The 16,161-nt window shown below is 58.3% G+C and carries 17 protein-coding genes; 6 read left to right on the forward strand and 11 right to left on the reverse strand.

Annotated features, from left to right (window positions below; translation table 11 throughout):
- Nucleotides 1-268: 268 nt before the first annotated feature.
- From ACE4YL_RS00220 to ACE4YL_RS00245, 6 genes are all read right to left on the reverse strand, one after another.
- Nucleotides 269-1,675 (reverse strand): ROK family protein, encoded by a 1,407-nt coding sequence (locus ACE4YL_RS00220; RefSeq protein WP_461358294.1) that lies wholly within the window; start codon nucleotides 1,673-1,675, stop codon nucleotides 269-271.
- A 99-nt stretch (nucleotides 1,676-1,774) separates the two neighbouring features.
- The gene (locus ACE4YL_RS00225) at nucleotides 1,775-2,569 is read right to left on the reverse strand and encodes a heparan-alpha-glucosaminide N-acetyltransferase (protein ID WP_461358295.1); all 795 of its coding nucleotides are present in this window, start codon (nucleotides 2,567-2,569) and stop codon (nucleotides 1,775-1,777) included.
- Nucleotides 2,566-3,576, reverse strand: coding sequence for an NADPH dehydrogenase NamA (gene namA / locus ACE4YL_RS00230; protein ID WP_461358296.1), 1,011 nt, complete (start codon nucleotides 3,574-3,576; stop codon nucleotides 2,566-2,568). The genes ACE4YL_RS00225 and namA overlap by 4 nt, the downstream gene beginning before the upstream one ends.
- 81 nt (nucleotides 3,577-3,657) lie before the next feature.
- Nucleotides 3,658-4,299, reverse strand: coding sequence for an ABC-2 transporter permease (locus tag ACE4YL_RS00235; RefSeq protein WP_461358297.1), 642 nt, complete (start codon nucleotides 4,297-4,299; stop codon nucleotides 3,658-3,660).
- Nucleotides 4,280-5,158, reverse strand: a complete 879-nt coding sequence (locus tag ACE4YL_RS00240) for an ABC transporter ATP-binding protein (RefSeq protein ID WP_461358298.1) — start codon at nucleotides 5,156-5,158, stop codon at nucleotides 4,280-4,282. Before ACE4YL_RS00240 ends, ACE4YL_RS00235 begins: the two co-directional genes overlap by 20 nt.
- Complete coding sequence (locus tag ACE4YL_RS00245; RefSeq protein ID WP_461358304.1) at nucleotides 5,155-5,532, reverse strand: GntR family transcriptional regulator; 378 nt, start codon at nucleotides 5,530-5,532, stop codon at nucleotides 5,155-5,157. Before ACE4YL_RS00245 ends, ACE4YL_RS00240 begins: the two co-directional genes overlap by 4 nt.
- A gap of 147 nt (nucleotides 5,533-5,679) precedes the next feature.
- On the opposite strand from ACE4YL_RS00245, the gene ACE4YL_RS00250 reads away from it, so the two are divergent.
- The gene (locus ACE4YL_RS00250; protein ID WP_461358299.1) at nucleotides 5,680-5,910 is read left to right on the forward strand and encodes a hypothetical protein; all 231 of its coding nucleotides are present in this window, start codon (nucleotides 5,680-5,682) and stop codon (nucleotides 5,908-5,910) included.
- Here the strand turns inward: ACE4YL_RS00250 and ACE4YL_RS00255 are convergent.
- The 4 genes from ACE4YL_RS00255 to ACE4YL_RS00270 form a co-directional block, all read right to left on the reverse strand.
- Complete coding sequence (locus ACE4YL_RS00255; protein ID WP_461360072.1) at nucleotides 5,881-7,356, reverse strand: sensor histidine kinase; 1,476 nt, start codon at nucleotides 7,354-7,356, stop codon at nucleotides 5,881-5,883. The genes ACE4YL_RS00250 and ACE4YL_RS00255 overlap by 30 nt on opposite strands.
- Nucleotides 7,346-8,026, reverse strand: coding sequence for a response regulator transcription factor (locus ACE4YL_RS00260; RefSeq protein ID WP_461358301.1), 681 nt, complete (start codon nucleotides 8,024-8,026; stop codon nucleotides 7,346-7,348). Before ACE4YL_RS00260 ends, ACE4YL_RS00255 begins: the two co-directional genes overlap by 11 nt.
- Before the next feature lie 21 nt (nucleotides 8,027-8,047).
- Nucleotides 8,048-8,530, reverse strand: a complete 483-nt coding sequence (locus ACE4YL_RS00265) for a DUF4342 domain-containing protein (RefSeq protein ID WP_461358302.1) — start codon at nucleotides 8,528-8,530, stop codon at nucleotides 8,048-8,050.
- A 124-nt stretch (nucleotides 8,531-8,654) separates the two neighbouring features.
- Nucleotides 8,655-9,764: an Ldh family oxidoreductase gene (locus ACE4YL_RS00270; RefSeq protein ID WP_461358303.1), complete on the reverse strand. Its 1,110-nt coding sequence runs from the start codon at nucleotides 9,762-9,764 to the stop codon at nucleotides 8,655-8,657.
- Between the two features lie 231 nt (nucleotides 9,765-9,995).
- On the opposite strand from ACE4YL_RS00270, the gene ACE4YL_RS00275 reads away from it, so the two are divergent.
- From ACE4YL_RS00275 to ACE4YL_RS00295, 5 genes are all read left to right on the forward strand, one after another.
- Complete coding sequence (locus tag ACE4YL_RS00275; protein ID WP_461360073.1) at nucleotides 9,996-11,132, forward strand: substrate-binding domain-containing protein; 1,137 nt, start codon at nucleotides 9,996-9,998, stop codon at nucleotides 11,130-11,132.
- 132 nt (nucleotides 11,133-11,264) lie between these two features.
- The gene (locus ACE4YL_RS00280; protein WP_461360074.1) at nucleotides 11,265-12,557 is read left to right on the forward strand and encodes an ABC transporter substrate-binding protein; all 1,293 of its coding nucleotides are present in this window, start codon (nucleotides 11,265-11,267) and stop codon (nucleotides 12,555-12,557) included.
- 65 nt (nucleotides 12,558-12,622) lie between these two features.
- Nucleotides 12,623-13,849 (forward strand): carbohydrate ABC transporter permease, encoded by a 1,227-nt coding sequence (locus ACE4YL_RS00285; RefSeq protein WP_461358333.1) that lies wholly within the window; start codon nucleotides 12,623-12,625, stop codon nucleotides 13,847-13,849.
- A 14-nt stretch (nucleotides 13,850-13,863) separates the two neighbouring features.
- Nucleotides 13,864-15,003, forward strand: coding sequence for a carbohydrate ABC transporter permease (locus tag ACE4YL_RS00290; protein ID WP_461358332.1), 1,140 nt, complete (start codon nucleotides 13,864-13,866; stop codon nucleotides 15,001-15,003).
- A gap of 48 nt (nucleotides 15,004-15,051) precedes the next feature.
- Nucleotides 15,052-15,993: a ComEC/Rec2 family competence protein gene (locus ACE4YL_RS00295; protein WP_461368968.1), complete on the forward strand. Its 942-nt coding sequence runs from the start codon at nucleotides 15,052-15,054 to the stop codon at nucleotides 15,991-15,993.
- On the opposite strand, the gene ACE4YL_RS00300 is transcribed toward ACE4YL_RS00295, so the two are convergent.
- Nucleotides 15,974-16,161, reverse strand: a 188-nt coding sequence (locus tag ACE4YL_RS00300) for a hypothetical protein (protein ID WP_461368969.1), incomplete at its 5' end; no start/stop codon positions are given. The two genes, ACE4YL_RS00295 and ACE4YL_RS00300, sit on opposite strands and share 20 nt — an antisense overlap.

The following is a 16,161-nucleotide window of genomic DNA, read 5'->3' on the forward strand; positions in this document are numbered from 1 at the left end:
GCCGTGAGCTCAAGGCCCTTTTCCCGGGCCCGCTCCAGCAGCTCTTCAGCCGTGCTGCACTGCCGCGCCCCTTTTTCATCCAAGCAATCGAAAAGCGCCCGCAGATCCACAGAGCACACCTCCCACGATGCTTGTGCAATCATTACTTCCATTACGAACAGGCCCGCACAGATCCTCCCGGCTTGCCGGTAACCCTTGGTGACCTTTTGACAGGAAAAGACCGGAGGCGCGATCCGGTCTTCTCCTGTCTTGTTCTCTTGTGTACGGTTTAAGGGAGGGGCGCCAGCCCCGCGGCGGTAATGGCCTGACCCACCCGGCGGTCACTCTCTCCCGGCAGGTGGAACTGGATGTGGGCCAGCTCGGGGAACTCAACCTTGAGAACCTCTGCGGCCCCTTGCTGGATGAGGACCCCGCCCCGGCCTGAGGTTACCCGGCCCAGGATGAGCACATGCTTGATGTCGTAAAAATCCGCGTAGTGGGCAGCCGCATAGCCCAGGTAGCGCCCGATGCTGGCGAAGATCCTCTCCGCACCTGGGTGACCTTCCGCCAGGAGCTTCTGCACCGCGCTGAGCTTCTCCGCGGGAGTAAGGGCTGGATCCAGCTCGATGCCCGCGGATGGCGCCAGCTTGATCACGGCGTCCTGGGAGAAATATTTGACGCCGCAGCCGTAGTCCCCCGACCATTCATCAACCATAGCTTCAGGATTGTAATCCACGGGGACGAAGGCCAGTTCGTTCAGCCAGCCGGTGAGGGAACCTGAAGCGTCCACGTAACCGGCTGCTTCACTGGTACCCATGGCAATACCCAAGACCCGGGTGTCCTCCAGGGCCGCCGCCCCGGCTAGGGCCGTTACATCGCCATCGTTGCGGACCACCAAAGGGACATCCCCCAGCTCCTTGGCCACCCGCAGGTAGATGTCCTTCACCTTGGCGTCGAACAGGTCCCGGGGCACCTTGAGGAACAGCGAAGCAACCATGGTGCGGTTGTTGATATAGATCCCCGCGGAGCTCACGCCCAGGGCATCCACCCGGGGCAGGTGCTCAGCCGCCCGCTTCACCGAATCCATGATGCCGGCAAAGTGGTAGTCGGGGTCTTCCATCAGTTTAGGGTGCCAGACCGTTTCATCGGCAAAGACCACTTCTCCGTCCTTCACCGCGGCCACCTTGCGGTCGCTGCCGCCGGCGTCAAAGCCGATGCGGCATCCCTGGAAATGCCCGCCCACCTTTTCCGTCTCCTCGCAGGGCTGGGGCACTTCGTCGTAGGGCACGATTTCCACGGTAAAGGGCCGTTCGTAGACGCCGGCCATGAACTCCTGGTCAAAGGCCCGTACCCCTCCGGGGCCGTAGGCCTGCCGAAGTCTTTCCCCCAGCTCAGGCGAACCGCCTACGATAATCTTCCACCCGCCCCTCATCCAGAGCAGGCATTTCACCAGGCGTTCCACATAAAGCCAGTTAGCCTCATCCCATTCAGGTTTCTGCCCTGAGGGGAAAAGGTGCGTTTTGTAGACGGAAACCTGCCCCCCATCCCGCTCCAGGGCAACGGCAAAGGGAACCCCCTGCCCCGATTCCTCCACAGCCCGGAGAAAAGCCCTGTTCCACAGGTAAGCGGGGCGGAATCCCGGGTCTAATTCGGGCCCCAAGCGCGGCACTGCCGCCCGGTGCAAAGCGTTGATCATCTCCATCTCCCTCCGCAGCAAAGTTTTAGTTCTCAACCTCTTGAATGCTTTTCTCCTCCCGCGGCCAATTCCCTTGTCCCAGGGACATCCGCTTCCTGCCTAACCCGCTAGGTAACCGAGGAGCGTGTGGAGGCCGAACACCGCCCCAAAGACGATGGGCTGGTGGATCAGATAGATCAGCAGGGAGTGGCGGCCCAGCAGTCTGATGAAGGCTGCGCCGGGCAGGGCGTTCACTCTCTCCAGGGCCAGCAGAGGGAAGCGCCGCTGACCCCCTGGATAAAGCAGCGACCCCAGCCAGATGCCCAGCAAAATCACGCCCAACCAGGGCAGGAGGGGGTAGTAATCGGCCATAGCCAGATTTATTTCGCCGATCCCCAGCGGCAGCAGCCACCAGCCGCTAACCGGGAGAGCCGCAAGCCACCGGGTGGCCAAAATGATAGCCAGGCCGCAGATCCCTGCCAGAAGGGGCCGGGGCAGAAAGAGCGGCGCCAAGATGATTGCCGTGCCGATCAAGTGGAGAATGCCGAAAAAGATGGGCATGTCCACAGTGAAGTAGACCGCTGCAGAGACCACTCCGGCCCAGGCTAAAAGCTTCAGCCCCCGCACCACGAACTTCTTCCAGATACCTGCACGGCCGCCCTGCTTAACCGCCCGGGCGTAGCTGATGGACAGGCTGATGCCAGCCAAGAGCTGGAATGATCCGGCGATGGTCCAGGCGACAAGCAGGGGATTCTCCCCGAGCAGCTCCCAGGGAACGAGGTCGAAATAAACCAGGTCCCAGAAGAGGTGGAAGAGCACCATGGCGATGACGCTCAAGCCCCTGAACAAGTCAATTTCCGGGAACCGCCCTTGGCCTACCCTGGGCTTAGCCGCCGAGCTCAAGAGCGGCTTCATGGCCGTGGGATGGCCCGCTCGTACTGCTTGGGCCACAGCTCGGGATCGGGTTTGGCCTGGAGCACCCAGTGGGGGTTGCGCAAAAGCTCCCTACCCAGGGCCACGAAATCGGCCCGCCCGTTGGAGATGATCTCCTGGGCTAGTTCAACTGAGGTGATCAGCCCCACGGCGATGGTGGGCAGGCCCGTCGCCTGTTTGACCACCTCCGCGAAGCGCACCTGATAGCCCGGGCCCAGTTCGATGCGGGCGGAGAGGATACCACCGCTGCTGATGTCCAGTAGGTCTACACCTTTGGCCTGCAGCGCCTTGCTGATCTCCACCGTATCCTTAAGGGTCAGCCCGCCCTCCAGGTAGTCCACGGCAGAAAGGCGGACCGAGAGGGGCTTGTCTGCGGGCCATTCGGTCTGCACCGCTTCCACAATCTCCAAGAGGAAGCGCATGCGGTTTTCCAGAGAGCCCCCATATTCGTCCGTGCGCTGGTTGCTCAAAGGCGAGAGGAACTCGTGGATCAGATAACCGTGGGCGGCGTGGATCTGCAGCACATCAAATCCTGCCTCCCTGGTCCTGCGGGCAGCCTGGCGCCAGCTTTCCACAACCTCCGCGATTTCGGCGCGGCTTAGGGCATGGGGCACGGCAAAACCGGGGAAGGCGATGGCCGAAGGGGCCACCAGCTCATCGCCCCAGGCTTTGCGCCCAGCGTGGGCGAGCTGAATGCCCACCACGGAGCCATGGGCCCGGCAGATCTCCACTACCCTGCGCAGGCCCTCTATCTGGCTGTCCTCCCAGATGCCGAGGTCACGGCCGCTCAGCCGGCCCCTTTTTTCCACCGCGGTTGCCTCCAGGATGATCAGACCCACCTTCCCCACGGCACGGCTGCCGTAGTGGATCAAGTGCCAATCTGTGACCTGTCCCTCTTCCGTGGCTGAATACATGCACATGGGCGGCATGACAATGCGATTGGGGATGGTTATGCTCTTTAGTTCGAAGGGAGTAAACACAAAAAGCACCTCCTCTGCAGATTTCCCGCTAAAGAAGTATTAGCAGCCAACCGGGTTTTCCCTGCAGAGGAGGTGGAGGAATTTGGCTTGTTAGAACTCCCGGCGGGCGTAGAGCCGCCAGGAAACGAGAAACGACAAGCTGGCAACGGCGAGGACGCACCCGGCCGCCAGCGCCCCAAGGGCAGCTGGCCCCAAGCCTTCCACCCAGGCCTGCCAAGCGGGCTGTCTGCCCAAAGCGCTCTGCAGCAACGAGGCCAGGGCGAAGGAGCCCACGAAGATCAGCAGATTGAGGATCCGCGCCTTCATGTAGCCCAGGGCGAAGTAGATGGGCAGGTACAAGCTGGCCAGCCCCACCACAACGGCGGCGGCCGCAGCTGCATGATCCACCCGGACCACTGACGGTATCGTCGCCGAGCCAACCCTGGACAGCACCGGTAGGGTCACCCAGGTAAGAACAGCCACTGCCGCTACGTAGATCAAGACAGCCAGGTATTTGGCGGCCACGATCTTCCATTTGGGAATGGGCAGGCTGTTCCAGAGCCTGTCAGCATCGGCCTTTACATCCCACGCTCCGCCGTACATGACGAACATGTAGCCAACAGCGCTGATAATGGCCAGGGGCAGCTTCTCCCCCAGGCTGCTCATGGCGAAGCTGAAAAGGAGGATGTAGATCAGCGCCATGCCCAGCATCCGTTTCTGCACCAAGAGCTCCTTAAGCACCAAATTGACCATTGGCTTTCCCCCTTAAGCAGTAGAGCATGATCTCCTCCAAGTTCGGCCGGGTCAACACAGCCCGGCCCTCCGCGAGCCGCTGCACCTCTTCCTTATTCGTAACCAAGCCCTCAAAGCCGAACTGGCTTTCTTTCAGGCCCACGACATACTGTCTCAACCCACTGTCCAGAAGCGACCTCTCCCCGTTAACCAGCGCATATTCCTCCAGCAGCTCTTCCTTGGATTTGCTGAAGAGGATGCGTCCTCCGCCGATGAGGGTGACAAAATCGGCAATCTGGTCCAGGTCGGAGGTGATGTGGGAAGAGAAGAGCACCGCACGGCTTTCATCCTGGATCACATCCCGGAGAACATCCAGAAACTCCCGGCGGATCACCGGGTCCAGGCCCGAGGTGGGCTCATCCATGATCAACAACTCCGCCCGGTGGGAGAGGGCCACCACCAAGGCGTATTTCATCTTCATCCCCCGGGAAAAGGCGGAGAGCTTCTTGCGTTCCGGCAGTTCGAACAGGGACGTGTACTTCCGGTAGGCCTCCCAGTCCCAGTTCCTGTAGGCGGGCGCGATGAGCCTGGTCATCTCGGCCATGGTCAGGTTTTCGTAAAAGGGAGCCCGGTCGTAGACAAAGCCGATGCGCTGCTTGATCTCCTGCTCGTGGCGGCGGGAATCCAGGCCGAAGACTTTGATTTCACCCCCGTCCAGGCGGATCAGATTCATGATCAGCTTGATGGTGGTGGTCTTTCCGGCACCGTTGGGGCCGATAAAGCCCATGATGTACCCCGGATCCAGGGAAAAACTCACCCCTTCCAGGGTAAACCCAGGGTAGCGCTTACTCACATTGTTCAACTCGAGAATCGGTTTCATTTCCCATCCTCCAATAGGCGTTCGATAATCCTGCGCAGCTCCGCCCGGCCCACGCCCAAGAGTTCCGCGGTGCTCAGGGCCTCTTTCAGCTTCTCTTCCACCAGCTGCTCCTTGGACTCCCGCAGCCGGCCCTCATCAAAACCGGCCACAAAGGAGCCCTTACCGGGGATGGTGTAGATCAAGCCATCCTTTTCCAGCTCTTCATAGGCCCTTTTGGTGGTGATCACGCTGATCTGCAGCTCTTTGGCGAGCAGGCGGATGGAGGGCAGCGGTTGGTCGGCGGCTAGGTCTCCCCTGAGGACAGCGCCTTTGATCTGGTCCACAATCTGCTGGTAAATGGGCACTTCCCCAGTGTTGGTGATGATTATATCAATGACAACCACCCCCAATACCGTTCATATACACTATACACAGTTGGGGGAAATCTGTCAACCGGGTGATCAAAAAATCCCCCGGTTTTTTTCTGGGGGAGTAAGCAAAGATAAGTTTGAGGTAACTAACGGCGAGAAAGGAGCTTGGCCATGGCGGAGTACTACCTGAAATACGCTGGGGCGCGCTTTGTGCGCAACGCACCGCAGGAAGAGATCAACGCCTTTGTCAACAGCCTCTCCGAAGAAGAGCGCAGCTCCCTGTATAACGTGGTTAACCTCCTGGAGCAGGAGGGGCTGATCACCCTGGTTCCGGGGGACAGCACCACCATCGACCAGGACATGGAGGAGTTCCTAATCCCCAATGCCGGGGACGACTTCTAGCTGAGGTTCGCTCCTGGGCAGGACCAGGGAGATTTTGGTGCCGAAATCCTCCCGGCTGAGAACTTCCAGATGACCTCCGTGCCGTTCCGCGATCCACTTGGCGATGGACAAGCCCAGACCGGTCCCGCCGGTGGCTCTAGCCCGGGAATCGTCCGCCCGGTAGAAGCGTTCGAAAATGTGGGGCAGGTCCTCTGCGGGGATACCGATGCCCGAATCCTGCACGGTAAAACGTACATGTTCTTCCCCGGAGCTCACCATCAGGCGGATCCTGCCGCCCGCGGGAGTGTACTTAATGGCGTTGTCGATCAAAATGCGGCAGGCCTGCTTGACCAGGCCCTGATCTGCCCGCACCGGCGCGGGCTCCGCTTCCAGGCTGAACTCGTGCCCCCCGTCGATCATCTCCGTCTCCCGGTAGAGGGTCTCCGCCAGATCCGCGAGGTCAAAATGCTCTAAGTGCACCTGCATGGTCTGGTTGTCCCCCCGGGCCAAAAAGAGCAGCTTCTCCACGAGCTCCTTCATGTTGGCCGCTTCTTCTTTAAGGGCATCGATGGATTCCTGCAGCGCTTCTGGATCGTGTTTGCCCCAGCGGTCCAGAAGGTTCACATAGCCCTGGATGGCGGCAATGGGCGTGCGCAGTTCATGGGAGGCATCGGAAACAAAGCGGGCCTGCAGGCGGTAGGATTCGTTGATCCGGTCCAGCAAGCTGTTGATGGCGGTGGCCAGCCCCTTGAGCTCATCTTGGGTGCCCTCCACATCCAGGCGCGTATCCAGCCGGGCAGCATCGATCTCATCCAGCGTGCCCGCGAGGGCCTGCATCTCCGCAATGGACAGGGGCCGCTGTTCCCGGGAGAGGGTTTGGGTCTGCCGGGCCAGGTCTGAGATGGGCTTGAGCACACGCCTGATCAACTCGGCCCGGGAAGCCAGGGTGCGGATGGCGGTGACCAGCTGCCACACCAAAAGCACCAGGAACACTGTCTTCAGCACCCAAATCGCCGAAGAAAAGTGAATGATGATGGCCACAGGCAGGCCATCCACTTCCAGGTCCAGCTGGTACTGGAGATTATCCAAAACGTTGAAAAGGGGTACCTCTTCATCGTGGGGCAGCCGCACCAGGCGCCGGGCGGTTCTGGTTTCCGCGGGGAAAATGCGCTGCAGTTCCCCCGGCAAAAGGATTCCCTGGGAGGGTTCATCCAGAGGCTTTATCTCCAAACCCTGGCTGGACAGCCAGGCGCTTTCCGCCAAGGCAGGCAGGCCGTGGGCCTCCAGCTGCCGAACGGCCAAAGCCGCCTGCCGCTCCCCCAAAACGCCAAGGGTTACCGCGCTCGCGGCCAAAAAGACCACGTTGAGCATGATAAACGTGCCCACCAAGCGAAACCAGAGCTGGATATTGAGTTTGGAAACCAGGGAAAACCCGATGGTGTGAATTGTTTCCTGCTTAGTTTTCATCGCGGATCACATATCCCACGCCCCGCACCGTGGAGATCAGCTTCAGGCCGAAAGCTTCATCGATCTTGCTGCGCAGAAAGCGGATGTACACATCCACGGCGTTGGTTTCTCCTTCAAAGTCGTACCCCCAGACCCTTTCCAGGATGGTCTCCCGGGAAAGGACGATCCCCTTGTTCTCCAGGAGGTACTGGAGCAGGTCAAATTCCCGCTTAGTCAGCTCCACAGGCACGCCTCCCACGGTGACCCGGCGGCTCCAGGGATCGAGAACCACCTCCCCGGACCGCAGCACCTTCCCTTCCGCGCGGGGGCCCGCCTTACGCAGCACATTGCGGATGCGGGCTAAGAGCTCTTCAATGGCAAAGGGCTTGGTGATGTAGTCATCGGCCCCCGTATCCAGCCCGGAAACCTTGTCCATGACGCTGTCCCGGGCGGTGACCATGATCACAGGAACGGAGGATGTGCGCCTTAAGCGGCGCAGCACCTCCATCCCGCTCAAACCCGGCAGCATCACGTCCAGGAGCACCAGGTCATAGTCGCCAGATTCCGCCATCTCCAGGCCAGTGCGTCCGTGATGGGCTTTGCTCACCTCATACCCTTCGTAGGTGAGCTCCATCTCCAAGAAACGGGCGAACTTCTCCTCGTCCTCGATGATCAGAATCTTGGGTTTCATGACCGGTGCTCCCCCCAAAGCTTAGTTGTCGTTGCGCACAAACTGGTAGTGGAAGCCCAAGAACAGGCCGATGATGATCAAGGGCAGGGTGACCCAGGGTGCAAACAGCAGCAGCAGGGCCAAGACCGTCACGGGGAAACTGGCCACGTGCTCTTTGTCCTTGAGGATCTCGAAGCTGGTGGTGTTGCCCTTCTTGAGCAGGCCGCTGAAGAAGTTCCAGAATTTCTCCAGCGCTTCCTTGAAATTGTTCGTAGCCTGGCTGCTCCGCTGATCCCGGGAGCGCTCTTCCTGCTGGGGACCGCCGAGTTCCGGCCCGCCGGTGCTGCCTTCACTGCGGTAGTAGCCGCCTCCCTGCGGGGGAGGGACCTTACCGTGTTTTTCCAGGAGGATCAGGGCGTCCAGCAGGTCTCCGCCGGCCTGTTCCAAGGCTTCCCTGGCCTCGTCATAGGTTACTTGTGCCCGTTCCCGCAGCTTTTCAATCTTTTCCAGTCTTTCCATTTCCATCTGTTTGCTCCCTCCTGTAATCTTGATGGCTTGATTGTACTGGGAGGGACTTTAAGCCCAATTTGAGCCACATTAAAATCAGATTAAAAAGCGCCTAAACTGGCCCCGGCCGGGGGCGCAGGTGCTAGAACGGGAAATCGTAGTCCAGATCGAGTTCTTCCACAAGTTCCTTGATTTCCTTCTGCAGGCTTTCATTAATGGGCACTCCGTGGGCCATGCGCTCCTGGCAGACCAGATATTCCTTCTCGCCAGCTGTGTAGATGCGCTCGCGGCCGGGAGCCTTCTTGGACGCCCGCAGGGCCCGCAGGATGTCCCCTGTGGTCTTTTTGAACTCGTCCAGGCTGGTAAAGGCCTCAATGTTGATGGCGATGAAGAAGTGACCCAGCGCGTGGGGCACCTTCTTGCCATCCCGCATACCGGAAAGGGCGTGGAGGAAGGCGCCTCCCTGGAGCGAAGCGGACAAGATTTCCACCACCGTGGCGTAGCCGTAACCCTTGTGGCTGCCCGTTTCCTCCAAAACGCCGCCTAAGGGCGTCAGGGCCGCCTTGCCCGCGGGCAGGTCTTTGAGGACCTGGTGGGTGTCGGTGCGGATCTTGCCTTCGTTGTCAATGACCCAGCCTGCGGGGATCTCCTGATCGCGGCGGGCATAGACCTCAATTTTGCCCCGCTGGGCCATGGAAGTGGCGCAGTCCAGGAAGAAGTGGAACTCCTCGTCCGTGGGCATGCTGAAGGTCAAGGGGTTGGTGCCCAGCATGGGCTCCACGCCAAAGGTGGGGGCGATGGATGGACGGGCATTGGTGCCGCTGATGCCGATCATGCCAGCATCTGCCGCCATGTTGGTATAGTACCCGGCGATGCCGTAGTGACTGGAGTTGCGTACGGCCACCATACCCATCCCGTACTCACGGGCTTTTTTAATGGCCAGTTCCATGGCCCGCACACCGATAACATGCCCCATGCCATGATTGCCGTCGAGAACAGCGGTGGTGGGCCCTTCCCGCACCACATCGATCTTAGTTACCGGATTGAGGATCCCGTCGCGAATGCGGGTGACATAGATGGGCTTCAGCCGGCTGATCCCGTGGGAATCAATGCCAAATTTGTCCGCTGTGATCAGCACATCGGTCACGATCTTGGCATCCTCAGGCGGGACTCCAACTTTGGTCAACACATCATACATAAACCTTTCTAGAGTTTCAACGCTGACCCGTGGATCTTGGTTCTGCGTACGCATGGGCAAACCCCTTTCGTTATTTTTTTGGTTAAGATCTTCCAGACAACTCCCGTAAATCCTCCAAGGCGCGGAAAGAGGGGCGCATACTTGTCTGTTAAGGTAGGGAAAGGCAACACCTTGTCTGACCTTGTTCACTATGGTCAGACCTTTTCATTGACACATCTTTATAACCGTGTTATTCTTAAATTAGGTTATGATATTACGTTTAACATTGTAAACAGGAGAAGAGCAATGTCCAAACGAATCCAACCGACCAAAGCAAGCAAAGCTCTTCATGAGGAAATTGCGGAAAAAATACAGGAGCAGATCCTCCGCTCCAATCTGGCCCCCGGCGACAAGCTGGACACCGAGCTGGAGCTGGCTGCCCGTTACGGCGTGAGCCGCTCCACCATCCGGCAGGCCCTGATCCAGCTGGAGAGCGCCGGCTTAATTGATCGACTCCACGGCCGGGGCACCTTTGTGGCTGACCGAAGGGCCAGCCGGCTGAATAGGGACTACAACGTCCACATTATCGTACCCTATCTGACCACCAGCTTTACCGGGCGCATCGTCATGGGTGCCCAGGAAGTGCTCTTCAAGCATGGTTATACCGTGTCCGTATCCTCCACCAACAACAGTACCGAAACGGAAGGCGAGTACCTCAAGAAGATTATCGAGCGGGGTAGTCCTGGAGTGATCATCCATGCCACCGAATCCCGCTATTACAACCCCATGGTGTTCCAGCTCCAGCAGGAAGGCATCCCCCTGGTGATGACCAGGCACTACCGGCACATGGATGTCAGCTACATCGAAGCCGACAACTACCAAGGCGGTTATGATGCCACTGAGTACCTGATCAAGCTGGGCCACCGCCATATCGGCCTGGTGACAAAGCCCCCAGGGTTTTTGGCCTCCCTGCAGGACCGCATCCAGGGTTTTCGCGATGCCATGAGCGACTACGGCCTGGTGGTAAAAAGGGAGATGATGCTCACCGACCTGCGGGACTACCGCTATGTCTATGTGGAAGACAGGACCAAAGAGCACGAGCAGCAGGTCCTCTCCGATCTGCAGGAGTTCCTCCGCAGATCTCCCCAGATGACAGCGGTGATCTGCCTTAACGACTACGCGGCCGCCGATCTGTCCCGGGCCGCCCGGGCCGTGGGGCGCCGGGTTGGCGAGGATCTGTCCATAATGGGGTTTGACAATATCGGCCTTTCGGCCAATTTGGATCCACCCATCACCACAGTCAACTGTCCCACTTACGAGATTGGCAAGGAGGCAGCCGAATCGCTTTTATACCTTATGGAACATGGAGCCCATCACAAAATCCACAAGACGCTCCCCATGGAATTGGTGCTGCGGGAGTCCTGTGCAGCGCCGCGGCATTAGGGCTTTAAGAAGTGGGACTGATCATATAAAATAGTAAAGGAGTGATAAATGGGTAAGGGGAACTAGGTAATCCGTGTCGTTGGTGCAATCAGTCGAGACTGCCATAAAAAGACAGGAGGTACTACCCGAACCATGAAAAGATTTCTAGGTGTACTGCTTGCTCTGCTGATGACGCTGTCCGTTGTCGGCCTGGCGGCTGCAGATAACCCCTATGACGTTACAGAACCCATCACCATTACCTGGTGGCATGCCCACGAAGATCAGTGGCACCCCTATCTGGAGTACATGGTCAACCGCTTCAACGAGGAGCATCCCTTGATCACCGTGGAGCCTGTCTACATCGGTAGCTACACCGAAATCAACACCCAGCTCATCGCAGCCATCGCCGCAGGCGATGTACCGGCCCTCTGTACAGCGAACACATCCTATCCGCCCAGCTACGGTGCGGCAGGTATCTGCGAGATCCTGGATCCGTATATCGAAGCTTACAACTTCCCCATTGAGGACTTCGGCGAAGGTCTGATTCTGGCCACCAGCTACGAAGGCAAGCAGATCGTACTGCCCTACCTTATTTCCACCCAGGTCATGTTCTACAACAAGACCGCCGCTGAAGCAGAAGGCATTGAAATGCCCAGGACCTTCGACGAGATGGATGCCTTCCTGGAAAAGGCCACCCTCTTCAACGAAGATGGCACAACTAAGCGCTATGGTACAGTGTTCGGCGGCTGGGACTACTGGTACTATGAGATGCTGTTCAAGAACAACGGCGTGAAGGTTATCCTCGAGGATGGCATGAGCACCGACATCAACGGCCCAGAGTCCGTCTACATCACCACCAAGATGAAAGAGTGGATCGACAAGGGTTACGCCTACTACGCCTACGGAACCGGCGCCTCCACCAACATGAGGCAGCTGTTCTGGGATGGCGGAGCGTTCAGCGTCTTCCACACCAGCTCCTTGTATGACACCTATGTACAGAACGCAGGCGACAAGTTTGAAGTGGGTATGGCCTGGCTGCCCGGCGGTGAGGATGGCGAGAGCTTCTACAGTGAGATCGGCGGCGCCACCATCCTGATCCCGGCCATCGCTCCCCAGAAGCAGAAGAACGCAGCTTGGCAGTTCATGATGTTCATGGCCAGCCCGGAGATCAACCTCTACTGGGCAGACCAAACCGGCTACTTCCCGACCCGCCGTTCGGTCATGGAGACGCCTGAGTATCAAGAGTATCTGGAACGCAAGCCGGAGATGAACAACGTCGTGTCCATGAGCAACTGGATCATGCCCCGCAACTCGCACCCGGCCTACGACACCATTGCCAACGAGTGGCGCCATGCTCTGTACCGCATCTTCAACGAGGATGCACCTATCCAGGCCACCTTGGATGAACTGGCCATGACCATCGAAGAGATCCTAGAAGACTACTAAACCTAGATTTTCTGTGAGCCCGAGGGGGAATCACCTCCCCCTCGTTCACATCTGAGGTGAATGATATGCGCAACCAGAACCATTCCACAAGACCCTATCCCACCAAAGCGGCCAGGGTGGCCTCGGTCATCCTGTTCATTTTGAGTGCCGTTTTAATCGTGGTGGGTACCTACGGCTGGCTCATGGGCGACTGGAACTTAGAGTCGCTGCGCCACATTGCCGCGGAAGTCTATGAGGCGCGCCGCGTAGCCCGTTCATTTGAACAGCCCATTACCGGAACAGTGGACTTGTTCGGCGAAGGGCGGGGCACAGTACCCCTGCGGCTGCTCAGCGGGATTATGAATAACGCCATCTTGCTCATTATTCTGGGCATCACGTTTTTGGTTAATGCAATTATGTTCCGCATCCAGCCCTGGGAACGGATGAAGGATTTCCTGTGCGTTCAGCCAGCCCTGATCTTCTTTCTCCTGTTCGTCTATTACCCAGTGGTAGACCTTGTGCGCATCAGCTTCACCGACATGCGAATGCTGGTTCCAGACCCCCAGGAGTTCATCGGGCTGAAGAACTATGAATGGCTCTTTTTCAAAACAGGTTGGACCAGGTTCAGTGAGTCCCTGTTGATTACGGTTCGCTACACTTTCTGGGAGCTGTTCATCACCCTGGTGGGCGGGCTGCTCCTGGCCCTGCTGTTTAACCGCATGACCAGGACCTTTGCCGCCATGCGGGCCATTGTGTTTATGCCCAGGTACATTGCGGTAGCCACCAGCGCCGTGGTCTTTATCTGGATTCTCCACGGCAATTACGGCATACTCAACTACGTGCTCTCCCTCTTCGGTATCAAGGGTCCCAACTGGCTGGTGCAGGCCAACACCGCCCTGGCGGGCATCTTGATCCTCACGGGCTGGCGGGTGATCGGGTATGCCATGATGATCTACCTCTCGGCCATGCAGAGCATCCCCCAGGATTACTATGAAGCCGCGGCCATCGACGGTGCCGATGCCATCCAGCGCTTCCGCCACATCACCCTGCCGATGCTCTCGCCCACCATTTTGTTCCTGTTCGTCACCACGTTCATCGCCAGCATGAAGGTGTTCCAATCTGTTGACGTGATGACCGGCGGCGGTCCGGGGACGGCCACCAATGTGGTTGTACAGTGGATTTACAACCTGTCCTTCCGTGACTTTAGAGCCGCACGTTCGGCAGCTGTTTCCGTCATCTTCTTCCTCATCCTGCTGGTGGCCACCGCGGCAACTATGCGCTGGTCCAACCGGGCAGTGAGCTACGATTCATAGAGGGAGGCACTGCTGTGCAAGACACACTATTACTGAGAATGCGCCAAACCGGCATGTTCGATCTGCTCACGCTGCTTCTGGCCATCGCCCTGGCCTTCACGGCTCTGGGCGTCATCGGCGTGATCCAGTACAACGTGCAGATGAACAACATGCCCGAAGGCTTAACGGATTATGAAATCAGGGAGAGCCTGGGTTATTTCGCCAGATCACGCGGCAGCTTCCTCACCTACGGTCTGAGCCTGCTCATCGCCGCGGCAGCGGGCTTTGTTATCTTAGCCATCACCAGCTACCTGCGGGACAAAGTCTCTTATGGGACCAAGAACAAGATCCGCAAAATCGGCGTGGTCTTCCAGTATCTAGCTGCGGCCGTGATCACCTTAATCATCCTGTTTCCCATTTACTGGATGGTCATCTCCGCGCTGAAAACCAGCCAAGAACTGCTGCTGCCTGTGCCCACCTTGTGGCCCCGGGAATTCCAGTGGCAGAACTTCCCGGAAGTGCTCAAACGCGCACCCTTTGGCCGCTTTTTCATCAACACCATCATCAGCACGTTCTTCATCATGCTGGGCCAGTTCGTCTTCGGCATCCTGGCCGCCTACGGTTTTGCTAAGGGAAGGTTCAAGGGGCGCGATCTCATGTTCGTTTTGGTCCTGGGCGCCTTGATGGTTCCCATCCAGGTGACCTTTGTGCCCATCTACGTAATGATGTCCCGTCTGGGTTGGATCAACAGCTATCAAGGCCTCGTTGTGCCCAATCTGGTCAGCGCCTACTTTATCTTCATGATGCGCCAGTCGTTTAAGTCGGTGGATGACAGCTACCTGGATGCAGGGCGCATCGACGGCTTGGGCAGGATCGGTTTGATTATCCATGTGCTCATCCCCATGACCGCGCCTACCCTGGTGACCGTCTCCATTATCAACTTCATCAGCGGTTGGAACAGCTACTTCTGGCCCCGGATGGTCTCCACCCGTGATGAGTGGCGCACCATCGCAGTGGGTGTGGTCCGCCTGCGCCAGACCTTTGCCGGCATGGAAGTGGCCAACTACAACGAAATCATGGCCGGTGCCGTCATGGCCATTATTCCCATCGTGCTGCTGTTCTTGGTGCTGCAGAAGTACATCCTCACGGGCATGAGCCGAGCAGCCATGAAGTAGTTCCAGAGTAAGTCGGCAGCGCCCACAAGCCCCAGGGAGGTCTAAACCATGAAAAAACACATAGCCTTTCTTGTTTTAGCCTTAGTGCTGACCCTGTCCTGTACCGTGCTGGCCGAGGCGCGGGCGGATAGGTACGATCTGATCTTCGATGCATCGCAGGATGCGGGCAGGCTCACGGCACGCTTTCTGCAGCTGATTACCCGCAGCGATGACAAAAGCGGCGACTGCACCATCCTCACCTCGCCAGATGGCCAGGTGATGGTGATCGATGCCGGTAACCCCAGCACCTTCCCGGACGTGGATAGGGCCCTGAAGGCTTTGGGGATCACCCGCATCGACTACCTGGTGGCTTCCCATCCCCATGTGGACCACATCGGCAGTTTCGCTCAGCTGCTCTCCAACTACGAAATCGGGGCGGTGTACACCTCTGAACTGGAGTACCCCACTTCCCACTACAAAAACTACATGGAAGCCATTGAGCGGACCAACACGCCCCATATCATCTTAGCGGAGGGCGACAGCTTCCAGTTCGGGGAGCATGTGCTGGTGGAAGTACTGCATCCACCGAAGGGCATAGAGTATTACGAAGGCTACCCCGACGGCAGCACCCAGTTCATCAACAACCGCTCGCTGGTGCTGAAGCTCACCTACCAAGACTCCACCTTCCTGTTCCCCGGGGACATCTACACCGCTGCGGAGCGGGAGATCGTGGGCCGCTACGGCGACTACCTGCAGGCTGATGTGCTGAAAGCCCCCCACCACGGCGATTCCACTTCCTCGAGCAAGCCTTTCCGGGAGGCGGTGAACCCCCAAGTGGTGGTGATGATGCACGATGCCATCGCTGACCTGCGCATCTACCGCAACTACCGGCGCCTAGGCGCGCAGACCTTCATCACCAGTGTAGATGGCGCAGTGCTGGTGTCCACCGCAGGGGATGGTGAATACAAAGTGATCACGCAGTTCGACCGCCTCACTGACTTCCTGGATTAAGCAGATTTGGGCAAATCGTTCGCGCAAAAGACCGCCTAGAGCGGTCTTTTTCTGTGTTGGGCAGGAATTGGCGGAAAACCGTCCAATAACGGGTGTGAAACGAGGTGCTGCTGTGAAAAAAGTCGTGTTTACCATCCTCATCGTAAGCCTCGCCATCGGACTGCCTTT

It is taken from the genome of Candidatus Darwinibacter acetoxidans, from assembly GCF_041936445.1.
In the GTDB taxonomy this organism is placed as follows: domain Bacteria; phylum Bacillota; class Limnochordia; order Darwinibacteriales; family Darwinibacteriaceae; genus DTU010.